The sequence below is a fragment of the Faecalibacterium sp. AF28-13AC genome (assembly GCF_003478405.1).
Taxonomy (GTDB): domain Bacteria; phylum Bacillota; class Clostridia; order Oscillospirales; family Ruminococcaceae; genus Faecalibacterium; species Faecalibacterium prausnitzii_E.
On sequence record NZ_QUFG01000005.1, the window covers coordinates 135,218 to 156,808 of the forward strand.

Genomic DNA, 21,591 nt, shown 5'->3' on the forward strand with positions numbered 1-21,591 from the left:
AGGCAAGTAGTGTTCTAATCCCCGCTTTACTCGTTAGAATGAGCGTATCTTTCTGATCCTCTTAGGTATAATCTACCTAGGGACCAGTGAAAGACTTGTGTCTAAAACATCTTGTTTGCCAATATGCGCTTTTCTTGCTTTTGGTTATGCGTTTCCGCCCCTACCGCAAAGATAGTGTTATCAAAATTCAAGGTACGATTTTTTGTGACTTGTCGCACCAAACCGACAAAACAAGTAAATGTTTGCCGATATGGTAGACTTCTAATCTTGACTTTTGTTGCATGATTTTTCTTGTAATTAAACAAGAGTTAAACCAAACAGGCTAAAATCAGAAGTCTTGACTTGTCAATGTGCTATTGGGTTTTGGGTTTTGCTTTTGGGTTTTTGCCCTTGAGCTTGACTAGATTGTATCACGGTTTAACCGTTCTGTCAAGCCCTATTTTTTGAACCGCTCAAGCGGTACAACGTCAAAAAGTAGAAACTGAACTTTTCCGGTGTTTCAGAACCATCATGTTTTCCGCTTTCCGGTGTTGCCCTTGAGCATGGCATTAGTATAACGGTTTCACCGTAGAAAGTCAAGCGGTTTCACCGTAAATGTTGCGTACGCAACAAATGGATTTTTGCTTTATATTATAATTACCTTATAAGGGGAAATAGAATATATATCAAAAAACATATATACGATATATAGAAAAGTATATAATGTTGCGTGTGCAACATTTGATATCATTTTGATATCGAACATAACGAAAATGCAACTAATTTGCAAATTCAATTCCCGGCAAAAATCAGCACTATAAACATACTGGGAAAATAGGAATAATTCCCGGCCTGAAAAGTTGCCTCAGATACCACAAAAACAGGTGCTTTATTCAACTAAAGTAAATACCGCTTTTTGCACAAAAGCGAGATTCCATCCAATGGGGTATACTTTCCATTTTTTTGGGTATTCCAGGCAGCAGGCCGAAGCCCAGTACATCTTTCTTATTCATCCTCAAGAAATAACGATTTAATGACGATTTATCGTAATATTTTACGCATTATTATATCTTTAATTCCCAATAATCTCAATAATTCCACCAATACTTCTCCTACTGGCAGCTAACACTACTCCCCTCCCTTTTAATCTGTCAATAAATAATTTCTTGACATTCTAAACCTACCCCGGTACACTTTCCCCTGACGAAAACACTCCAAAATACACCACTATACCTTCTCCAACACATACCCACTAATTTATCAATTTCCATCTAAAATCCCCTAAAAATGGCTTAAAATCGCTATTTTTCAATCGGTAACTCATTCGGTAACTAGCTATAATTTAACGTACTTTCGTTATATTTTGGCTAGTTTTTCTTTTTATTTATACCTTTTTTCCCCTTATTTTGTTCCTTTCTGACTCAATAAAAGCCGAAAAGTCTAGGTTTCATGCGGGTTTTCCCGATGCGTACCCGAAATGTACCGAAAATGACCATTCTTCGGAGCATAAAGTACCTATTTGTACTTATCTGTACTCCCCTATCATCACAAATGGACTGATCTGGCATCTGAATAGCACTCTCAGAGACTCTAAAGCCCTACAAAAAGCATGATTGTTGCCTCTGGTAGCTTACACAGAACACACAGAGCCTCTGGATATCTTTTATGGAGAATAATGTGCAATAACGACTTGAGCTAAGTATGCAGAGGGAACGTAGTGACCGTCAGCTTACTTAGCGATGGTCGCCGCTCATAGAGCGGGAGCGAGCTTGCGAGCCCTGTCTGGAAAGACCACAGTAGATGAACTCCAAGAAACATACCTTATTATAATAGGTACTAGAAATATTTGTATCCTGTACTATGTAGCTATTGAATTTTTGGCAGTCTCATGGTATAATGAGTGTAGATAGCTATACAATACAGGATACGGAAAAGAGATGGTGCTAGAATGATTATGGTTGGCATTGATAGTAGTCCTCCCGGACAAGCCGCAAGCGGTCCCTGCCTATGGCAGGAAAATGTTATCGATGGTCAGCTACGGTCGCAAGCGACCTTTCGCAGACATCGCTAACATTTTTGAAGGAATTGGAATCTTGAAAGTATTCGTACTCGTACTGACAACTATGTATCTTCATACCTTATATATATACAGACTCGTCAGTACGAATATATTACAAAATAGTTACAAAATTATATAAGTAGGAGGTTCTATGGAGCAAAAAAAATATGGGGTCTCATCGGAAGTAGTCAGTAAATTAAAAGAAGGTCAGGTATTTTCAAATTTTTTAGAGTTATCTAAATATCTTGATATCTTTAACAAGAACGGAAAACCACTTGAAGGTAATAGCCGGAAACATTTCTTGGACGAACTCAATCGGTTTGTTGAACTTCAGAAGAACGGAAAGCGCTTTGTTGTCATTAAGGTGCGTCAAAAGGATGAGATACTTCCACCATTGCAAACTAGAAACAAAGGAAAGTTTTCCCTGCGTCTACAAAACCAGATTGCTTACCACCTACTTAGAGAATGTGATGGCAGTAGTTGGATGGAATTTTTTTGGACACCTGCCGCAATATTACGAGCATGTGGGATGACAAACAAGAATTTTTATCAATATTCAGAAGATCTACATGGTGAGGATACCTTTTGGGCTGAGATAGTTGGTACACCATTGGAAAGTATTGCTCGTGAGCAAATGGATGAGTTTAGAGAAAATTTAGCTGCAGATGCCGAGACGTTTCAGCATTGTACGAAATCTACAATGGTTGGGTACATTGAGTCTGCACTCAAATCTATGGCAAAAAACAAGGAAATATTTTTTGAAGACTGTGCTGCCGTATTTATAAACCACAACCCAGAAGAGTATCACATTCCTTCTGAAGACCAAAAAGCAATTTATATGAAGATGTATACGAATGTGCTTCATGAGTTTTACACGTCATCTGGGCGAGTGTGTCAGAGTGAACAAGACGTATTTTTGACCGGACGACTTCATGAGTTCTATGAAGAGCTAGATAATAGATTCAAGGAAATTTTTACATACGACCTAGCACGACCAATGTATCATATTACAATTGAGCCGAACTCATTGAAGCGATCTGCTGCACGGACGGAATACAAATTGCAACAGCAAAGTTTCCACGAGATGAATGACGCTATGTGTGAGAATATTCCAACGCTTTCTACCGTCAGAAGAGGTAGAGCGGTGTTGGAAGAGAATCCAGAATATTATAACGATGCTTCTCAGCCGCCGTTTCGCTTTGTGCATAGACAGTTGAGTGATGAGGTTCTTCAGCTCTTTATAGATGGAATGATTCGTGTCCCTGCAAATTCTGGAATTCCTCGTGCTGGATTTAAATGGTATGGTTCTTATAAAAGGTAAGAAAGAAGGTTGACGACAATGAATTTTGATAACCCCTACTGGATTGATTTAAAGGTAACGTATGAGTATTACCAAGCTGCTGGCCGCTTACCAGAATTCCACAAGAAGCATGTCTGCACAAAATGCCAGTATGAGATTCCGTGCTTCACTACTTGTGATGAGGTGCGATGCAAGTGCCGAGAGTTTAAGCCTAAGACTGTGCGAAATGATGATAAGTATCTACATATCAATGATTTTATGAACGATGTGGCCGCATTTGAGGCCACTAGAAATATTTAAGGAGAATTACATAAATGAGCTATCAAAAAGATCCTATTTTTCATGTAAGTATAAAAAGAGATCTTCCAATTTCTAAGATTGCAGAAAGATTCGGGTGGTCTGGTGCAAAGCTAAATAATATTCTTGTAGAGTATGGTGTGATTTACAAAGACGAGAAAACGAACTCGTGGTATCTTTCTGACCAATATAAAGATAAGGGTTATGCTGTCCTTGAAAATGTTGTATGCAGAAGTGGTAGCATTGAAAAGAAATATCTCAAGTGGACGTATGAGGGTCGTAAGTTTATTTGTCAGCTATTGAAGGACGAATTTGAATTAGTGCCAGACACAAAAGACGATAAAACGTATTACAAACAAGACCCATTTTCGCAAAAAATAGAGGATGCGGATGGTTGTATTACAATTTCTAGCTTCGCTCACATTTTGGAAGAGAATAACATCCTGATAAACGGTAGTGCTCCGCATCGCAGCAATGTGTACAACGCTCTTCGCAATAATGGATTTCTTAATAATAAGCGAGGATTTTATTGGAATCTTCCATATCCAGAATTTGATTGTTTTGGATACTTTAAGATTTCTGAACTAATCAATCAAGACGGAAAAAAGAGATACTTTCCAAAACTTACACCAAAAGGACAGGCGTTCTTTTTGAGATATTTTAAGAAGCTGATGGACGAGAATAAAAAGGAAGAATAATTTTAGGAGGCACTATGCGTATTCAGATTGGTAAATACATTATTAAGAACTGCGACGAGCGGAATCTCGTTATTGTTGAGCAGCGGCCAGCCGGTAAGAACCCAAAGACTGGTGAGGTAGGCACTGGCACGAAGGAAGTTACGGTCGGCTATTATCCGAATCTTGAGTGGGTATTACATAAGATTAAGGACTTGATTATTTCCGAAAGTGATGCTGATACCGTGAATGTTTTGCTGGCAGAGCTTGAACAGATTGACGAGACAATTCGTTTGGTAGCTGAGGAGGTTAAGTGATGGAGAAAGTTCTTTTACCTCGTGGGTATGGACGTTCATATGATGCTTGCAAATACGCAATTGAGCACGACTGTGATATTGTAGCACCAGATAGATCTGGTGTAATAGCTTTAGAATGTATTATCAAAGACATCTGTAAAAATTTCGATTCATTGGAAATAGACAGGATTACTTACTCTGATTATATTTATTCCGTAATCATAAATCACCACAAGTTCAATGGTGTGGTAGAAGTGATTGAAATTCGTCTATACGATATCTGTCAATATTTTGAACATGAAAAGATAGAACGTGGCCGAAGAAAAGATGTAGTATTTGATGATATTGATCGGTGTATGCAAGTCTTGTGTCCATATCGTAAAATCAGCATGGTTACAATGGAAGTTGAGGGATGAATAATGCGTACTTACGAGGATGTTTATGCAGAAATCAAGCAGCTTGTGCGTGATATGAATAGCAACAGTCTGACACGCAGCGAGTATGAATCTGCTGAAGATTATTTGGATGAGCTCTATCAGGAGCGTGAACGACTTTGGCTCAAGGCTATGGAAGATGGAGAGAGATGGTGAGAACTGCTATTTGTAAAAGCCTGCTTTTATATTTTCCCTTTAGCTATACATTACAGGATACATTCAAAAAGAACATGGAGGTGACTGCCGAATGGCAAAGCAGCAAACTTGCCAAAAGTTTGTTTTTAAGATCCATACGAAGCGTCTGGTTGAAGCAAAATGGGATTTAACTCTACCATTAGATGAAGCCAGACGAAATCACGAGATTATCTCGTTGGCTGATAGCACTGTTCTACGATGGATTGATGAGTTGAATGGTGTTACGGATGCAGAGGCTAAGGCACGGAGTATTAAGCGTAGAATTAAGATGTTACGGAATGAACCCTCTTGCTTAGAGAACCGCCGGGAAATTCGGAGATTATACACTGAGCTTGACACAGTTCAGTTCAAACCGGATTATATGTGTCTGGTGGTAGACAAGAAGAATGATTACCGCCGGGCATGTTCTCCTAAAGGGTTCAAAATCAATGGAATTACATATCGTCGCTTGGTTGGAACCACTGGTGGTGTAAAGAATAGTACGATTGTGTTTGTGAGCGACCGTCTTATTGATGATATCCGCAAACGAATCGATAATGGCCGTAACAAGGGAATGGAATTTGTGCCTGCAAAGTTAGAGGCTTATAGAGCCCTTGCTTGCTCTGCTTCTATTCCGGTCACTGACCCTGATGGTGTACTTGTTATAGATGATTGCTATACGCGCTTTAAAGACCATGTTGTTGTTCTGGACGATGGAGTGTCTGGAGAACCTACGATAGTTGAAGATAAGGAACATGATTGTGAGCTGTGTGCGAATGACGGTTTTGGACTCATCAGTTACGACCTTGCACAGCAGTGGAGTGAGGATCTGAAGCTCCCATCCACCGCGTCTGGCTTCTGCGTGCGGAATGCGTTCTGTAAAGGCATGTTATTTCCCTTCCCTTTCCGCGAGTTCGCTAAGAAGATAGCAAAACAGAATATGCTAAAAGACGCATGGGGAGATTATCGTGATATAAATAGGATTCAAGTAGTTCTTAGTACCTCTATGTTGAAGCTGTGGGATAGTTATCATAGTTGTGAGGACTATCTTGAAAACTGTAGAGAGAACCACTATCACTTCTCTGTAACCAAGACTTGTGAGTTGGAGCTTGATGAGGAGCGCAATCTGAATTATCAGTTTATCCAAAGCTATCAGCTTACGAATGATGAGATTCGTGAGCTTGTAAAGCCGACTTTGGACGAAATCAAGGGCGTCATGGGCGGTGATTGGCGTGATGCGTTGCTGTATTTGCGTGGCAGTGGAATGCGTGATGACCCGAATTACATAAACAGTCTGGAAAACGACTATATTAAGGCTCTTATGATTGAGCCAGAAATGATTAACGACCCTTATGTGCAGAATCGGATTCGATACTTTATTAAAAAGCGAATCTCTCAGGCAAAAACTGGTGTTGTAAAGGTACGAGGGAATTTTCAAGTTGCGAGTGGCGATCCATATGCGCTTTGCCAGTCTATGTTTCGGATGGAGGTAACCGGACTATTGAAGGCCGGTGAGGTTTACAGTCGTTTTTGGAATGATAGAGACGTCAAGAGGGTTGCTTGTTTTAGAGCTCCTATGAGTCAGATGGCAAATATTCGGTGCATGAATTTGAATGTATCTGATGATTGCCAATACTGGTATCGCTATATGAAGTCCGTGTTTATCACCAATGCGTGGGATAATATGTGTGCAGCGCTTAACGGTGAAGATTTCGATGCCGACCTTACATTTTCTACCGACAATAGAGTCCTCATTGATAAATGGGTAAATGAGCCGGTCGTTCTTTGTGTTCAGCGTAAATGCGAGAAAAAAGTTCCGACCGAAAAGGATTTTATTGAATCTAATATCAGCGGATTTGGAGATAATATTGGACGTACAACAAACCGAATTACAACGATGTTTGATGTGCGAAGTAAATTTGAGCAAGGTAGTAAAGAGTACGATGAACTTACGTATCGCATTATCTGCGGACAGCTTTATCAACAGAACGCGATCGACAAAATAAAAGGCGTAGCTACGACAGATATGCCGCAATACTGGTATGACAATAAAGCTTGCGCCGTTAAAGATGATGATAATCCTGATACTATCGAGGATAAGAAGTTCTGGAGTAGTATTTGCGCATGGCGTAAGCCATACTTCATGAGCTACATCTACCCTGCTCAGATGCGTGATTACAAGCAGTATGTGGCCGCAGCTCGCAAGCGCATCAAGTGGGATGGGTTTGCCGGCCTGGATGAGATTATGCAAAAGACCGTCAAGGACGATGTGGATGAAATGGTTATCCAGTATTACCTCTATCGGATGCCGGTCGGAATCAATTCTTGTACCATGAATCGTTTATGCTGGACTGTCGAGGATGAATTAGAGGACTTTGAAGAAGAACTCAAGATAAAGCGTAAGTTTGATTATGACTCACTCAAGTCTGGCGTTGAGTACACCAATTCTCAATACTATGGTATCCGCTCTATTTTTAAGGATTACTTGAGGTTTGCTCGTGGCAACGCAATCCATTCTGGCAACGGAAACAATAATAAAGAAACCAGCGCAGACCGCAAGGAGCGAATTGCGCTATATCAGGAAAGTATGTTCCGTAATCTTCACGATAAATGTTCCAATGACGATGTGCTTTGCGATATTATGCTTGATCTTTGTAAGAAGAATGCATCCAGTATTGCAATCGTCTGGGAACTGTTTCATGATACTTTGATTAAACGCTTATTGGAACGCCATGACGGTATGGTGCATTCTCTTGTGCAGGACGAGAATGGCGACATTGAATATGATGGCAAGCGTTTCAAGGATGTGTTGATTAACATGAATAGCAAGGAGGATGCGGATGATTGTATTGAATGAAGTTCTTTACGCTGAAGAGTGGCTAGAAAAGGATGTACCTTGGAAAAGGGCGGGGCATGTTTTGCATTATGTTGCGAAGTACTATTTTTACAAAGGGTACTCAAAGGATGATGTAAGAGAAAAGCTCAACGAGTATATGTTGCGTCATTTTGAAGGGTACAACAAGGTTCTGGATAGAGAACTGATTGATAAAGCAATCGCTTCTGCTAAAGGCCGTCCTATGGTGGAACTTGATGGTGTGTGCATTACAAAAGCAGAGGTAGAGAAGATTCAAGCACTTGAGGGCAAGCAGATGCAACGCTTGATGTTTACGATGCTGTGTCTGGCAAAATATCATATTGCAGTTAATGAAAAATGCAACTACTGGATTACGGAAGATACGGCTGATATTTTCAGGATGGCAAACGTATCCGCGAATGAAAAAAAACAGAACGAGATGATTTGTGAGTTACATAATCTTGGCTTTATTGGGTTTGCCAGCTTGAAAAAGATTGACAACTTGAACATCCATGTTTTGATTGCGGAGCCGGATTCTCCTCATGAGATTTTCGTGGACGATTTTGAGAATGCTGGTATTCTGTGGAGCCAGTATTGTGGGAAAGAGTACATCAAGTGTGATTGTTGCGGAAAGATGGTTGCTCGCACCGGACGCAGACAAAAATACTGTCGTAAGTGCGCTAAAAACGTAAATATTGAGAAAACCGTGCAAAATAGAAAAATGTTTGATTTATGAAATGCGAAAAAGCGCAATATTTTAACGTAGATACGTTATAATTTTACATATATAGAGTAAAACACAGTGCGGAAAGTTATGGTAGGGAGAGAGCGAGGATGCTTGTTTTCTTCCTACCTATTTTATTTTGAAAGGGTGTTTTACCTAATGATTGAAATCACTAAGTCCGAAGCGAAGGCTGTGCGAAAGGTCTTCCCTCATGCTTGTATTGCAAAGACCCGTCACAAGCGGTATCTGGAAGAGTCCGCTCGATATCTTGAGCTGCTTCCTTTTAATATCGCCGCTGTCGAGATGCTAAAGCAGATGCAGCGTAACGCACGTTACTAATCTTTGAAAGAACGAGGTATAGTAATTTGGATTTTGAGATTCAGCTGCCCGAAGAGATCACTGAACTGATGAACAAGGGTGGTCTCCCCTCTCCTGAGATGATGAATTTCTATGTTGATGAGAAAGAGCGTATCTTTTTTATCGACTTTGAGATTGACCAGTCTCTGATTGAAATTGAACGTAAAATTCTGCAATACAATCGTATCGATAAGAATACCCCTGTTGAGCAGCGCAAGCCCATTAAACTGTTTATTTACAGCTATGGTGGTGAGTTGGACGCTATGTTCAGTTTCATTGATGTTGTTGCACTGAGCAAGACTCCTGTTTGGACGATTAACGCAGGTATTGCAATGAGCGCTGCTCTTGTGATGTTGCTGTCTGGTCAGAAGCGCTTTGCTCTGCCTCATTCTACTGCGCTGATTCACAGTGGCTCTGGAGGTACGCAGGGTACTTTTGAGCAGTCTAAGATGGCTATGGACTACTACGAGAAGCAGGTTGTGAAGATGCGTGAGTATATTATGGCTCATTCTGCCATTGACAAGAAGACTATGACAAAGAATAAGGCCAAGGATTGGTATCTGGATGCTAATGAGCAGGTCAATTTTGGTATCGTCGATAAGATTTGCGATGATGTGGATGAGTTCAATTAAGGGAGAGTTGTAATATATGGCTTCTGATAAGACTGAAATGCGTAAGAAGAAGGATATCCCTCAGAGTCTGGATGAGTATTCTACCTTTTATGGTATGACGCTTGATCCAGAACAGAAAATTTTTAGGGACGCTATCTGGGACCCTAATATTGATGTCGTCTTTGCGAACGCCCGTGCCGGAACCGGTAAGACTACAATTGCTGTTGGTGTTGCTGACCTGCTTGTTAAGTATGGTCGTTACAATGGCATTGTGTATATTGTATCTCCTACTCAGGAAGAGAAACAGGGTTACCTTCCAGGAACTCAGGAACAAAAGAGTGCTCCGTACATGGAGCCACTTTTCGAGGCTCTTGAAACCATTGGCGTTAATCCAAATACGGCGGTAATTGCTGATGAAAATCCTGAAAGTCAGAAGTATGGTGCGTACATCCAGTGTGCAGCACATACTTATATGCGAGGTGTCAACTTTGAAAACAAGGTTATTATCCTCGACGAAATACAAAATTTCACTCTAGCCGATGCGAAGAAAGTCATTACGCGAGTAAAAGACTCGTGCCTCCTCATTGCGATCGGACATTCTGGTCAATGTGACTTGTATAAGCACCCGGAACGGTCAGCACTGATTCCGTACACGGAGCATTTCAGGGGGCATGACCGTACCGCAATTTGTGAGTTGAATACAAATCATCGTGGTTGGATTAGCACTTGGGCTGATGCTCTTGAATGCTAAAATACTTCAATTTTGAAATAAAATATAAGGGAGAATAAAATTATGGTTGCTAAGAAGAGTGTTGTTTTTAAGAACGCTATTATTGATACTGCCGAGGGCACTATCACTGAGATCACCAAGGACGGTGAGAACGTCTTCAATCTGAAGGAAGCTTTGGCAAAGTGGGATGGTATTGAGGGTGTCACCATCAATATTTCCACTTCTGATGAGCTGCTGGGCGACCCGGCTTGATGCCAATGGGTTGCTATAATAAACGGCCAGAAGAAACGAGCGATGACTTCTTTGTAAGAATCGGGAATGCTGTTCTGGCTAGAGAATTGACTTGGGATGGCGCATCCAAAGTACTCAATGATGAATTGGGTAAGAATTTTGGTGAGTGCGCATATCGCAAGCGTTTTAAGGCATTCCGTGCGGGTATGCAGTATCAGGAGTCATTATCTAATAGAGATGTGGGAACCTGCATTCTGTCTATTTCCGACCTACATATTCCATTCCAGAAGCCCATTGAGACTTTTAGTGAGTACGCTGGCAAGATTGATATTCTTCAGGTAAACGGAGATCTGGTAGATGCGCAGGCCATTTCTCGTTTCAACAAGGTGTATCGTAAGAGTCCAATGGAGGAAATTCTGATTGCACGTCAGTATATGATTGACCTGATTGAGATGCTTCAGCCTAAGAAGGTTGTTGTCAATTATGGTAATCATGACTTACGCTTCCAGAATTATCTTGCTAAGAATCTGGACACCGACTTGCTTGAACTGATGCCAAAGACATCTTTGGAGCTTATTTTTGTTGATGGCTTTAACCATTACAACAAGGAGCTTCATACAAAGGTTCATTACGACCCTCTGATTGATGTTTTTAAGGACAGTGGTATCGAGATCGGTTATAACGATACTTGGTTTAGTTTTGTTGGCGAAACAATTTTTGTGCATCCACTTGCTTACTCTAGCGGTATGTTGAAAACGGCAGAAAAGGCATATCGGTATTTCAAGGATAATGATTATTTCTTTGATACTATCGTGATGGCACACACTCATAAAACAGGTCACTATGATATCGGTAATTCTGTAATTTATGAGCAGGGCTGTTGTTGTGAAACGTCAAAAATGGATTACGCAGATGGAAAATTAACCCCATCTCAGCGAGAAGGATTTATTCTGGTCTATCAGGATAAATTTGGAAGGCTGAATGAAGATAAGACGCACATTGTACGTCTAAATTAAAAGCGGTGAGCCCCTACCACTAAACGGGAACCTAAAAAAGAAGTACGACCGTAAGGTCTGCTTGGGACATCATTTGTTGTCTCCTTTTCTATGGGCTGGGGTGATTGCTCCAGCTTATTGTGCCAGTGTAGTTCAGTTGGTAGAACGCGGGTTTTGTAATCCCGATGCCTTTATGGATTTCGCATGTTCAAGTCATGTCACTGGCTCCATGCCACTTTAATTCAGTAGATAGAATGATGTGTTCGTACCACATATGTCGTAGGTTTGATTCCTACAGGTGGCTCCAAGCTGTGCGGTCAATAGTTGCTACCGCCTAGACCAACTCAATCTACGGATGGTTGGATACAAAGTAGTTCTGTGGAACGAAATGATAAGCTATTCGTGTTTCGCCACGTTAATGCGAAGCTTTAAAAGTCTAAAACAAGCGTTTTATCAACACGAGGACAATTCAACTAGCTCGGATGATTTGATGGATGCTTGTTTACATGGGGATGTAGCTCAGTGGCTAGAGCATCTGACTGTTAATCAGAGTGTCGCCAGTTCAACTCTGGCTAGGGCCTCCAAAGATTGTACAGCTATTCCCTACACCTTTATATAAAGGTAGCTGTACAGGAAAGTAGGGTTATTGTGCGGTCTTACTCAAGTGGTTGAAGAGAACGGTCCTGAAAACCGTTAGGTCGGCGAACCCGATGCCAGAGTTCGAATCTCTGAGACCGCGCCAGTCCTTCTCCCGGAGGGCCTATATTATACCGGTTCCCTACCACCGACTAAAAGGTAGGTTTTATTGTGAGCTTGTAATGCGAAGAGGTTGAACGTGGCGGATGGTAGCAGACATCTGCACGAAGCGAGATTGCTTATTCGTGGATACAGCGCAGGTTCGAATCCTGTCAAGCTCGAAGAAAATGGCTATATGAGCGCGACATATAGCAAGTCCGAAGTCTTGGTTTTAGAATCATGATGTACACATGACTTTCTACTTCTTGAGACACTTAGGCATCATATAGCGCAGCGTTGCCCAGTCAGGTCTACGGCACCGGCCTCATAAGCCGTGTATTCGTTGGTTCAAATCCAACCGCTGTACCCAGCATCTCTCCTTTTGCAAGCCTGAGTTATGGTTTTACTACTCCCTCCATAACTCAGGTATTTGAAGATTATTATGCTACTTCGGTGGCAGGGCGCGGTACGTTATTGACGTAGCAAACCTATATAGATGATAAAGACTCCGCCGCGCCTCTCACGGAAGCGTATAATGGCGGAGTCGTCTGAGCCCACTAAGCCTCTCAACGACGCGTATCATGGTGGGTCTTTTAATGAATGAAACACTCTTGGCCTCTGCTACGCAAGCACATTAGAGGGTGTCTTTTGTTTGCCGTGGAATGTGCGCACGTTCTACGGCTTTTATTTTGATTTTGAATGGAGGTGTATTGATGCCGAGAAAGAAAAAGGTACTAGATTCCGTCGAGGCATCTATACCCACCAAGGAAAAATGGGAATGTACTCGTTGTGAACACTCATATGAAGCTCCAACTGGACATTTTTATAAAAATAGTTTTTCTCAATTATTTAAAAATCGAGGTGGGTTCTCTACTCTTTGTAAAGAGTGTGTCAATGAATTATTCGATGAGTACACGAAACGATATGAGAGTGAACGTACAGCATGTATGATTCTCTGTCATATGTTGGATTTTCCATTCTATAACAGTCTTTATGATTCTATTGTGCAGAACTCAGGCTCTTGCAAACCAGGAATGTACGCCAGAGCTCTCTCGTGTCGGCAGTATCAATTTCAGACATTTGCAACCGTTCTTACGAATGGTGAATTGAATAAGAACGCTCTGGATGTTCGAGATGAAAAAGAACAGAAATGGTCTAAAGCTGAAATCCAAGCGAAGGACGATGTTATCGCTATTGTTGGTTACGACCCATTTGAAGGTCATGCCGAAAATGATCGAAGATATCTGTTTAGTGATCTAATTAAATATTTTGAAGACGGAATTGAAGATGACCCTTATAAGCTGTCACAGATTATTCAGGTTGTCATCAATAACGGCCAGATTCGTAAGATTGATTTCCGACTTGCCCAGCTTGACCCGATGAATTCAGCAGACACTATCAAGAGCCTTAATGATATTAAGGTCAAGTTGGTTTCTAACAACGATAAAATTGCCAAGGAAAACGAGATTTCTGTCAAGAACCGTTCCAATAAGGATGCCGGACGTAATACGCTTACATTCTTGATGAAGGATATGCGGGAAAAGGATATTGCTGGTGCAGAAGCAAACTTTTACGACCAGTTACGGTCTCCGGGCACTCAATGGGCGGCAGATATGAGTGTTAAGGCAATCAAGGAAAATGCTTTCTTTGACGAAAATGATATGCAGGAAATTTTCGATACACAAAGAGAACTGATTGATAAGTTCCAGAAAGAAAGTGATGACGCTAAGGAAAAATACAGGCTGTCTCTTATCGAAAATCAGCGGCTCAAAGAATTGTTAGAAGATGCTGGTATTGACGCAAACGCAAAAGATACGGATGGTGATGCCGTATGAGAATGAAACAAAGAGCGCCTATTATTACAGCCGTAAAACGTAAGATTTATGAGTGTGATGCGGCAACGATTGCGTTCTATCGGCGTAATCCTGTTATTGCGGCCAGAGATTTATTGGGTATCCAACTATTTGACGCTCAGGCATATATGCTGGAACAAAGCTGGAATGCAAGTCATGTTCTTTGGGCATGTAGTCGAAACTTTGGTAAGTCTTTTGTAGGTTCTGTTTTCATTCTACTAAAGGCTATCCTATATGAGAATCAAGCTATTTACATCGTAAGTAGCGTTGGTGATCAGAGTAAGGTAAGTTGCCTCACATATACAGAGATGTGTGTGTGCTTCTTGGTTAATTGCAGGTAATTGGTAAAGCTCTACACTAAAACGGAGTTGGAAACGACAAACGTAAATGTGCGAAAGCAGAAAAAACGTAGAGATGAGCTATGCTGAAATAAAAGCGTCTTATGACGTGCTAAGGCTCGTAATAATCCATGTTCATGCAGCCACCACCCGTAACGTCTATATGACAGGATGAGGTTCAACGACTATCTCCTTGTGGGAGAGTAAAACCGCAAGCTTATGGCGGAGGAAAAATCAAGCTCCAAATTTATTTTGGATGATGAAATAGTCTATTCACGACAAGAAATTGTGTGGTCGTTTATGCGGCAATGTACAGTTGCGATGTACATTAAATACATTCAGAAACTTTTAATAAAATCGAAGAAATTGTCACTCGTGCTGGTAAGACGGCAGCGTCTATACGTAGTCTGCAAGATATTGCAGAGAAGGAAACGAAAAAGTCTGCGACGAATAAGAGTGGTTTTAGTCATAATCCCGCCGGGTATGTTGTTGAGTTTTATAATGGTAGTTCCATCAGTACACTGAACTCCAACCCGGATAGTGCAAGAAGTCGCCGTGCCAGTCTTGTGTTTTTTGATGAGGCAGCGTTTTGTGCTGACGAATTGATTGTTGTCTGTGAAGCATTTGCAACTCAGAACACAGACTTCGTGACTGATACAGACGACAGCTATAATCCCGAGACACAACCGCGCAAGGTTCCTACACAACTTGTGTATGCTTCGAGTCAGGATACGATGGATAAACTATTCTATCGTTATTATAAAAACTTTGCAAAGCGTATGATTGCCGGTGACCGTGATTATTTTGTTTGCGACATGATTTGCGATGTTGCAATTCAGGTCTATATGAATGGTAAACCATACAAGGCTTTGTTGACAAGAGACAAAGTGGAAGCCGCTCTAAAGTCAAATAAAATGAAGGCGTTGCGTGAATATTATAATCGCCCAAGCCGTGATGGTGGCGTAAACCAGATTATCAAATGGGGTACAGTTCGTCGCAATGAGCGAAAGTATATCCCACAGCTTTATTGGGATAAGAACTATCAGTATATTCTTGCGTTTGATCCTGCCCGCACAATGGATAATTCTATTGTTGGTGTTATGCGTATTTATAACGATCCAGAAAACGGCATGTGTGGAGATATTATCAACTGCGTGAACATGGTTGATATTGCAAATGAGAAAAAATTCAAGCTCGATTCTAATCGTCAGCTTGAGCAGTTACATGAGTTGATTCTACATTACAATGGTCAAAATCCTGATTACGAGTACATTGATAGATTGATGATTGACCAAGGCGCTGGCGGCGGTGGTACTTCCACATATGCGGACGGTTTGCTTAATAATTGGACCGATAAAACAGGTGCGGAACATCGTGGTTTTATCGACGCAAATCATGAATTATATGAAGGATATGATGCCCGTTACCCAGATGCTGTTGATAAGCTACGTCTAATTAGTCCTCGTAAATTCCGTACTGCCATGGTTGAGGAATTTATTGAGTTGATGAATCTTGGCGTCATTCACTTCCCTCTTGAATATAACGGCGGAGATTACGTTCAGGTAGTAGACGGCGTGGATAAATCAACTGGTCAAGAAATTTTGAAGACGCATGAACTCACTTTAGAAGAACAGACTGCATGGGTTAATATCGACTTGATGAAGAACGAGATTACAAGCATTCAGAAAACGACAAACTCTGAAAACACGACCGTAACATATGCTTTGGCACCCGATGTTGCCAATAAAATTCACGATGATAGGTTCTATGTTGCTATTTTGCTTGCTCATCGTCTATACGAATTACGTCGTAAGGATAAAGTGCGCCAGTCTGCGGTGGAGACAATGACTGCTCCGCCGATTTGTATTTCTAACATTGACTTCTAAGCAGAGGAGGTGAAAATGTGGCAAGAAAGAAAAAGGAAGATTTTGATGTCGTGACTGCTTCACAGACAGATGATGGTACTGTTGTGCTTACATCTGTAAACGAGCTTTCGGAAGAAAGAATGGACAATGTTATCCGCCATGCTATCGCGTCCTATGATCCTGAAAACAAGCAATATAGTACATACCTGAAAATTTCAGCCTCCTCTGAAACGCTGACGGTTGACCGAATTGATGAACTTGCACGAGGGTTACAGTCGAGTCTGACGAATGTGCAGACGGTCAATGGAATCATCCGTAATTACATCAATAAAGATGACCTAATTGGTATTACCTATGATGCGATTGAAGCGAATGTTAATACGGAGTTTAAATGCAGTTTTGCGCAGTTCCCTGAACAGCGTAATAAGACAAAACAGGTAAATTACGCCCGTGAAGTGGTTGATGATTTCAACACACAAATCAATGTGCGAAGTCTGTTACGTGCTGCCATTCCGATGACTTACGCAGAGGGCACTTATATTACATATCTGCGTCAGAAAGATGAGAACTACATTGTAGACTACTACCCTCTTGGTATTGCTGAGATAAGTGATTACCTATCAAATGGACAGCCTGTTGTGCTTATCAATATGTCTAAGCTGAAATCCGCTTTAAGCAAGTCTATGCTGAAGGATAAGAAGAATAAAGCGCTATTCTTTGAAAATCAGGAGACTGAGATTCAGAACAACTACCCAGACGAGGTATATCAGGCATTCAAAAACGGTGATACATACGCGAAGCTTGATGTTGACCACTGTGGTGTAATTCGCATTGGCAATATGGGTCAGAAGTATGGTGTTTCTCCCCTATTCCGCGCCTTACGCCCGGCATTGATGCTTGAGACTTTTGATACTTCGGACCGTGTGAATGCTAAGGCAAAGGCAAAGAAAATCATCTGGCAACAGCTTGACCCTGAATTGATGGGTCCAAACAAAGACAAGAAGGGTTTTTCTGAACAGGTGACGGCACACGATAACCTGCTGCGTGCATGGAAGCAAAATACCGTGCTTGTGACGACTGCTCCCTACGTCAAGGATATCAAATATGTTGAGCCGAAGGTTGAGATGACGAATATCGAGACTGTCAAACAGTATCGTAACCGAGAAATGGCAGCTTTAGGTATTAGTTTCTTAAACACTGATGGTCAACAGACTGTTTCAACTGCAAAGGTGTCTCTTGACCAGCTGATGAAAAATATCGGTAAGATTGCGGAACAGATTGAGGATGTATTAAAGCGATGGTATCGTATTCGCCTTGAAGATGCAGGTGTGGACACTATGTACTGCCCTGATGTAAAGGTCTCTACTACTGAAATGATGGGTATGGAGATGAAGAAGGCGATTGCTCAGTTCCTGTTTACCACCTTGAATTGTTCTTACAAGACTGCTTACGAGTACATGGGGCTTCATGCTGAAGACGAACTCCGTAAACGTCAGGCCGAAACTGAGGAAGGTTATGATGATGTGTTTGTGGCTCGACAGACCTCTTATACATCAACCGGCAACTCAAGCGGTGGTGACAGTGATAAAAAGACAGGCCGTCCAAAGGGCGAGGAAACTGAAAAACAGATTTATGACCAGCAAAGAAATGAAGATAGTAAGTGAGGTGATGAACGATGAGTAAGGAGTATTTCTATAGTAGAAACATCTGTTGCTCTGAGATTACGGAGCATCCAGACCACTATCTTGCCAAGTTTGTCATTTGTGATTTCTCAGTAAATGGAAATCAGGTTGCTTTGAACCGTGAAACCATTGAAAGTTGGATGAGTACACTGGTTGGCAACCCGCTTGTTGGTAAGTTGGTTGTAGCTCCAAAGGGTGAGCTGGATTTTTCCGGTCACAATATGAAAGTCGTCACCAGAAAAGACGCTGACGGCAATGAATACAAGACTGCCGAATTTGACACTGATGCGTTCGGTAGCTTTCAATCGGTCGGTATCGAGAAAATTGACGATACCGACTTTATTGTTGCCTCTTGTAAGATCTGGAAGCGATATCCAAAAGCTTGTGCGACGATTCTGCGCCGTATTGAGAGTGGCACATTGAATACAAGTTGGGAAATTGATGTGCTGAAAGCTCATAAGGGAATCGTGGGTGGCCGCATGACAAAAATTATTGACGATGGCGTGTTTACTGCACATTGTCTGCTTGGTGCAAATGTTGAACCGGCATATAAGTGTTCTAAACTGCTTGAAGTCGCTGAAACCGATTTTGGTCTTGAGTTGGCAAATGCCTACATTGAGGACACAAAAGAGATTTCAAATATAGAATCTAATGAAAAGGAGGCAAAAAATTTGGAACTGAATAAGGATAAGGAAACTCAAACCGCACAGATTGAGAATCCCACCGAGATTGAGCAGGCAGAGCAGACCGCTACTGAGTCTACCACTGAGCCCACTACTCCGGCAGAGCCTGATGTTCAAACTTCCGAGGAAGGCGGTGAAACCCCTCCCCCGACTGAACCTGAAACCGGCACTGAACCCGCTCCAGAGACTTCCAGTCTGACTGTTGATGATATCATGAGTAAGCTGCGAATGGAAGTTCGTAAGATCAATTCTGATATGTATCTGGTAGAGATGTTCCCGGAGGACCATACCGTTTGGTGTAAAAAGTATGGTCCTATCAATAGCCTTGATTACATCATGTTCCCTTATACCGTTGAGGGCAATGAGGTTTCTCTTGGCGAGCCGCAGAATATCACTCTGGTTGTTTCTGTTTCTCAGGTCAACACCAAGATTGCGGAGCTGAATAACACTATTGCAAGCTTGAATACTGAATTGCAGAGTGCAAAGGAAAAGGTTGCTTCTTTGACCCCATATAAGGATCAGGCCGAGAAGGAAGCTGCTGAGAAAGCTGCTGCGGAGCTTGCACAGAAGAAGGAGGATCTGCGTCAGTACGCAATCTCCAGCAAGATGATTACTGAAGCTGAGGTTTCTGAGGGTGGCAACTACGCAAGTCTGATTGATAATCTGGATGAGACCGGCATCAAGAGTGTGATTGCCGAGCGTTGCGTTGAAGCCGCTAAGAAGGCTCCTGCCGAAAAGAAGATTGAGACATCTGAGGTACATAAGCCTGAGAGTATCAAGCTGAATTTGAATGAAACCAAGTATAACACCACTAACGCTAACAAGCGTGACGCATGGCGGGAATATTTGGGCAAGTAATAACATTTGAGAGAAAGGAAAAATATTATGATTCGTGAACTGATGGTGAACGGCGCGAAGAATATTCCCGCTAACTATGCCGCAAAGGTCGCTATGGTCACCGGTATGGGTGTTCAGGTTGACCACAAGGCTGGTCAGGTTAAGTTCCCTGATGCAGCTACCGCTGAGGGCATCGAGATGGTTGCCCATGAGTTTATCCCGGAGGGCATCTATGCAAGCCAGACTAATTTTGATGACTATGATAAGATGGTCACCGAGATTAAGGCAGGTGTGCTGGTGAAGCGCGTTCCGCTGTATGCTGGTGAGCTGTACGGCACAGACCAGTATAAGGCAGATGATGCACAGGATGCTAATGTCGGCAAGCTGCTGGAGGTCAACACTGACGGTAAATGGCAGGTTGCTACTACTGGTACTTCTCGTTTTGAGTTTGCTGGTGTGATGGACGACAACGGCCACAAGCTGATTATGATCAGTGTGCTGCCCGAGGCAAAGACTGTTGCTTGATTGAGAGAAAAAACTTGAATACGATACGTGAAATTTAAGGCTATCGTCTTTTGGCGGTAGCTCTTTTATTTTGCGCGAAGAGAAAGGAAATGAATTATGGCACTGAATATTGAAGTGGCCGAGCTGATGAAGCAGCCTGGTCGTGTTTATGAAGTTGCTGAGAAGACTCAGTACAATCGCGCTATGGATGCCGAGGACAAGGAAATTGCTGAGGTTGTTGGCGCTCATGTTGAGGAGCTGATTGACAAGGGTGACCCCAACAAGGAGATTGCTCAGTTTGTTAACCGCACCGTGACTGATGAGCTGTATGGTGCACCTGATGAGCTGCTGGACTCCATGTTTGAGCGTGGTAATGTTGGTGAGTTTGATGATTATGAGGCAGGTCGTACTGTTAAGAACACCCTGAAGGCTTATGATGCAGCCAAGGGCGGCAACGTGCCGAAGTCTTACCTGCACTACGAGACCATTAAGCCCGTCTGGCGTAATAAGCAGATCGAGGCTGATCTTAGCTTTGTGGATGTAAGACGCAATGCTTGGAAGAGTGTGGCAACTCTGACCACCTTTATGACTGAGGCTCTGAAGAACCAGATGTTCTATGACATCTTCAGCATGGTTGATGACGCTATCACTGGTGGCGAGCAGAAGATCGATGCACAGGGTAAGGAGCCCACTATGCAGGACATGGACGCTCTGGCTCTGTATCTGAATGAGTACGCCGATGGTGGTAATCCCTTCACTGTCAGCCTGATGAAGTACTGTGCCAAGATGCGTCGTATGACCGGCTACGCTGAGTATCTGTCTGACGCAGCTAAGGACGAGTTTAACCGTTATGGTCTGGTTAAGACTTACGATGGTGTTGCTATTACTGGTATTAGCTCTGCCAAGAAGCTGGGTGATGGTTCCCTGCTGATCCCGGATTAAACTATGTAGTTTACATAAAATAGTCCAGTCGTGATGCAAATCACGATAAAAAATACACATTGAATTGCTGGAAAACCCTAAAACTACAATTACCAAAACAGAAGGATGAAATATGCCTAGATGGGTGGTCGCGAAAGCAGAAAGAAAATTGTAGATGATGCATGGTTAAAACCTAAACATAAAATAATGGGCAATCAGCAGCCAAGTTCCGAAAAGGAAAAGGTTCAACGACTATCCGCGTGGGAGCGGTTAGGATGCAAGTGTTTGGCATCCGAAGTGGTGTGCCCCAGTGTTTTTACTGGGTGAAGATATAGTCTTCACTCGTATGAGAGTACGAGGTTGCTAGATGCAACAAGAACGGAGTAGCGTCCGGTATAATGTTTATCTAATATTTAATTTGACCAGATGTTGTGTAGAATGTCTGGCTTTTATTTTGC

General features: G+C 42.1%; 19 protein-coding genes and 5 tRNA genes. All 24 read left to right on the plus strand.

Annotated features, from left to right (window positions below):
• Positions 1 to 2,189 precede the first annotated feature (2,189 nt).
• The 24 genes from DWY95_RS08770 to DWY95_RS08885 all read left to right on the plus strand — a co-directional run bounded on the left by DWY95_RS08770 (position 2,190) and on the right by DWY95_RS08885 (position 21,154).
• Positions 2,190 to 3,359, plus strand: a complete 1,170-nt coding sequence (locus DWY95_RS08770) for a hypothetical protein (protein ID WP_118553220.1) — start codon at positions 2,190 to 2,192, stop codon at positions 3,357 to 3,359.
• An 18-nt stretch (positions 3,360 to 3,377) separates the two neighbouring features.
• Positions 3,378 to 3,638: a hypothetical protein gene (locus tag DWY95_RS08775; RefSeq protein ID WP_118553221.1), complete on the plus strand. Its 261-nt coding sequence runs from the start codon at positions 3,378 to 3,380 to the stop codon at positions 3,636 to 3,638.
• A 14-nt stretch (positions 3,639 to 3,652) separates the two neighbouring features.
• Complete coding sequence (locus DWY95_RS08780; protein WP_118553222.1) at positions 3,653 to 4,333, plus strand: phage antirepressor KilAC domain-containing protein; 681 nt, start codon at positions 3,653 to 3,655, stop codon at positions 4,331 to 4,333.
• Positions 4,334 to 4,347: 14 nt separating this feature from the next.
• On the plus strand, positions 4,348 to 4,626 hold the full coding sequence (locus DWY95_RS08785) for a hypothetical protein (protein ID WP_118553223.1): 279 nt from the start codon (positions 4,348 to 4,350) through the stop codon (positions 4,624 to 4,626).
• A complete protein-coding gene (locus DWY95_RS08790; RefSeq protein ID WP_118553224.1) occupies positions 4,626 to 5,021 on the plus strand; it encodes a hypothetical protein in 396 nt (131 codons plus the stop codon). Before DWY95_RS08785 ends, DWY95_RS08790 begins: the two co-directional genes overlap by 1 nt.
• Before the next feature lie 3 nt (positions 5,022 to 5,024).
• Positions 5,025 to 5,195, plus strand: coding sequence for a hypothetical protein (locus DWY95_RS17060; protein ID WP_158577551.1), 171 nt, complete (start codon positions 5,025 to 5,027; stop codon positions 5,193 to 5,195).
• Between the two features lie 91 nt (positions 5,196 to 5,286).
• A complete protein-coding gene (locus DWY95_RS08795) occupies positions 5,287 to 8,070 on the plus strand; it encodes a hypothetical protein (RefSeq protein ID WP_118553225.1) in 2,784 nt (927 codons plus the stop codon).
• On the plus strand, positions 8,054 to 8,803 hold the full coding sequence (locus DWY95_RS08800; RefSeq protein ID WP_118553226.1) for a hypothetical protein: 750 nt from the start codon (positions 8,054 to 8,056) through the stop codon (positions 8,801 to 8,803). Before DWY95_RS08795 ends, DWY95_RS08800 begins: the two co-directional genes overlap by 17 nt.
• A gap of 147 nt (positions 8,804 to 8,950) precedes the next feature.
• The gene (locus tag DWY95_RS17200) at positions 8,951 to 9,130 is read left to right on the plus strand and encodes a hypothetical protein (protein ID WP_187116971.1); all 180 of its coding nucleotides are present in this window, start codon (positions 8,951 to 8,953) and stop codon (positions 9,128 to 9,130) included.
• Positions 9,131 to 9,156: 26 nt separating this feature from the next.
• A complete protein-coding gene (locus DWY95_RS08810; RefSeq protein WP_118553228.1) occupies positions 9,157 to 9,780 on the plus strand; it encodes an ATP-dependent Clp protease proteolytic subunit in 624 nt (207 codons plus the stop codon).
• A gap of 16 nt (positions 9,781 to 9,796) precedes the next feature.
• Positions 9,797 to 10,510 (plus strand): PhoH family protein, encoded by a 714-nt coding sequence (locus DWY95_RS08815; RefSeq protein WP_118553229.1) that lies wholly within the window; start codon positions 9,797 to 9,799, stop codon positions 10,508 to 10,510.
• A 42-nt stretch (positions 10,511 to 10,552) separates the two neighbouring features.
• Positions 10,553 to 10,741, plus strand: a complete 189-nt coding sequence (locus DWY95_RS08820; RefSeq protein ID WP_015537939.1) for a YonK family protein — start codon at positions 10,553 to 10,555, stop codon at positions 10,739 to 10,741.
• Positions 10,741 to 11,736, plus strand: a complete 996-nt coding sequence (locus DWY95_RS08825) for a metallophosphoesterase (RefSeq protein WP_118553230.1) — start codon at positions 10,741 to 10,743, stop codon at positions 11,734 to 11,736. Before DWY95_RS08820 ends, DWY95_RS08825 begins: the two co-directional genes overlap by 1 nt.
• A 121-nt stretch (positions 11,737 to 11,857) precedes the next feature.
• A tRNA-Thr gene (locus DWY95_RS08830) sits at positions 11,858 to 11,945 on the plus strand.
• A 1-nt stretch (position 11,946) separates the two neighbouring features.
• Positions 11,947 to 12,022: transfer RNA gene (locus DWY95_RS08835), tRNA-Thr, on the plus strand.
• A 343-nt stretch (positions 12,023 to 12,365) separates the two neighbouring features.
• Positions 12,366 to 12,457, plus strand: a tRNA-Ser gene (locus tag DWY95_RS08845).
• 67 nt (positions 12,458 to 12,524) lie between these two features.
• A tRNA-OTHER gene (locus DWY95_RS17065) sits at positions 12,525 to 12,632 on the plus strand.
• Between the two features lie 108 nt (positions 12,633 to 12,740).
• Positions 12,741 to 12,820 (plus strand) — tRNA-Ile (locus tag DWY95_RS08850).
• A 343-nt stretch (positions 12,821 to 13,163) separates the two neighbouring features.
• Complete coding sequence (locus DWY95_RS08855; protein WP_118553231.1) at positions 13,164 to 14,285, plus strand: hypothetical protein; 1,122 nt, start codon at positions 13,164 to 13,166, stop codon at positions 14,283 to 14,285.
• A gap of 922 nt (positions 14,286 to 15,207) precedes the next feature.
• Positions 15,208 to 16,527, plus strand: coding sequence for a hypothetical protein (locus DWY95_RS08865; RefSeq protein ID WP_243082680.1), 1,320 nt, complete (start codon positions 15,208 to 15,210; stop codon positions 16,525 to 16,527).
• A 17-nt stretch (positions 16,528 to 16,544) separates the two neighbouring features.
• Positions 16,545 to 18,170: a hypothetical protein gene (locus DWY95_RS08870; RefSeq protein WP_118553233.1), complete on the plus strand. Its 1,626-nt coding sequence runs from the start codon at positions 16,545 to 16,547 to the stop codon at positions 18,168 to 18,170.
• An 11-nt stretch (positions 18,171 to 18,181) separates the two neighbouring features.
• Complete coding sequence (locus tag DWY95_RS08875) at positions 18,182 to 19,729, plus strand: hypothetical protein (protein ID WP_118553234.1); 1,548 nt, start codon at positions 18,182 to 18,184, stop codon at positions 19,727 to 19,729.
• 27 nt (positions 19,730 to 19,756) lie between these two features.
• The gene (locus DWY95_RS08880) at positions 19,757 to 20,233 is read left to right on the plus strand and encodes a hypothetical protein (protein WP_118553235.1); all 477 of its coding nucleotides are present in this window, start codon (positions 19,757 to 19,759) and stop codon (positions 20,231 to 20,233) included.
• A 96-nt stretch (positions 20,234 to 20,329) separates the two neighbouring features.
• A complete protein-coding gene (locus tag DWY95_RS08885; protein ID WP_118553236.1) occupies positions 20,330 to 21,154 on the plus strand; it encodes a hypothetical protein in 825 nt (274 codons plus the stop codon).
• The last annotated feature ends 437 nt before the right edge of the window (positions 21,155 to 21,591 follow it).

What these genes read in the sequence shown, in the direction of transcription:
- DWY95_RS08770 (WP_118553220.1), top strand. Translation starts at nt 2,190, where the DNA reads ATGGAGCAAAAAAAATATGGGGTCTCATCGGAAGTAGTCAGTAAATTA.
- DWY95_RS08775 (WP_118553221.1), top strand. Translation starts at nt 3,378, where the DNA reads ATGAATTTTGATAACCCCTACTGGATTGATTTAAAGGTAACGTATGAG.
- DWY95_RS08780 (WP_118553222.1), top strand. Translation starts at nt 3,653, where the DNA reads ATGAGCTATCAAAAAGATCCTATTTTTCATGTAAGTATAAAAAGAGAT.
- DWY95_RS08785 (WP_118553223.1), top strand. Translation starts at nt 4,348, where the DNA reads ATGCGTATTCAGATTGGTAAATACATTATTAAGAACTGCGACGAGCGG.
- DWY95_RS08790 (WP_118553224.1), top strand. Translation starts at nt 4,626, where the DNA reads ATGGAGAAAGTTCTTTTACCTCGTGGGTATGGACGTTCATATGATGCT.
- DWY95_RS17060 (WP_158577551.1), top strand. Translation starts at nt 5,025, where the DNA reads ATGCGTACTTACGAGGATGTTTATGCAGAAATCAAGCAGCTTGTGCGT.
- DWY95_RS08795 (WP_118553225.1), top strand. Translation starts at nt 5,287, where the DNA reads ATGGCAAAGCAGCAAACTTGCCAAAAGTTTGTTTTTAAGATCCATACG.
- DWY95_RS08800 (WP_118553226.1), top strand. Translation starts at nt 8,054, where the DNA reads ATGATTGTATTGAATGAAGTTCTTTACGCTGAAGAGTGGCTAGAAAAG.
- DWY95_RS17200 (WP_187116971.1), top strand. Translation starts at nt 8,951, where the DNA reads ATGATTGAAATCACTAAGTCCGAAGCGAAGGCTGTGCGAAAGGTCTTC.
- DWY95_RS08815 (WP_118553229.1), top strand. Translation starts at nt 9,797, where the DNA reads ATGGCTTCTGATAAGACTGAAATGCGTAAGAAGAAGGATATCCCTCAG.
- DWY95_RS08820 (WP_015537939.1), top strand. Translation starts at nt 10,553, where the DNA reads ATGGTTGCTAAGAAGAGTGTTGTTTTTAAGAACGCTATTATTGATACT.
- DWY95_RS08825 (WP_118553230.1), top strand. Translation starts at nt 10,741, where the DNA reads ATGCCAATGGGTTGCTATAATAAACGGCCAGAAGAAACGAGCGATGAC.
- DWY95_RS08855 (WP_118553231.1), top strand. Translation starts at nt 13,164, where the DNA reads ATGCCGAGAAAGAAAAAGGTACTAGATTCCGTCGAGGCATCTATACCC.
- DWY95_RS08875 (WP_118553234.1), top strand. Translation starts at nt 18,182, where the DNA reads ATGAGTAAGGAGTATTTCTATAGTAGAAACATCTGTTGCTCTGAGATT.
- DWY95_RS08880 (WP_118553235.1), top strand. Translation starts at nt 19,757, where the DNA reads ATGATTCGTGAACTGATGGTGAACGGCGCGAAGAATATTCCCGCTAAC.
- DWY95_RS08885 (WP_118553236.1), top strand. Translation starts at nt 20,330, where the DNA reads ATGGCACTGAATATTGAAGTGGCCGAGCTGATGAAGCAGCCTGGTCGT.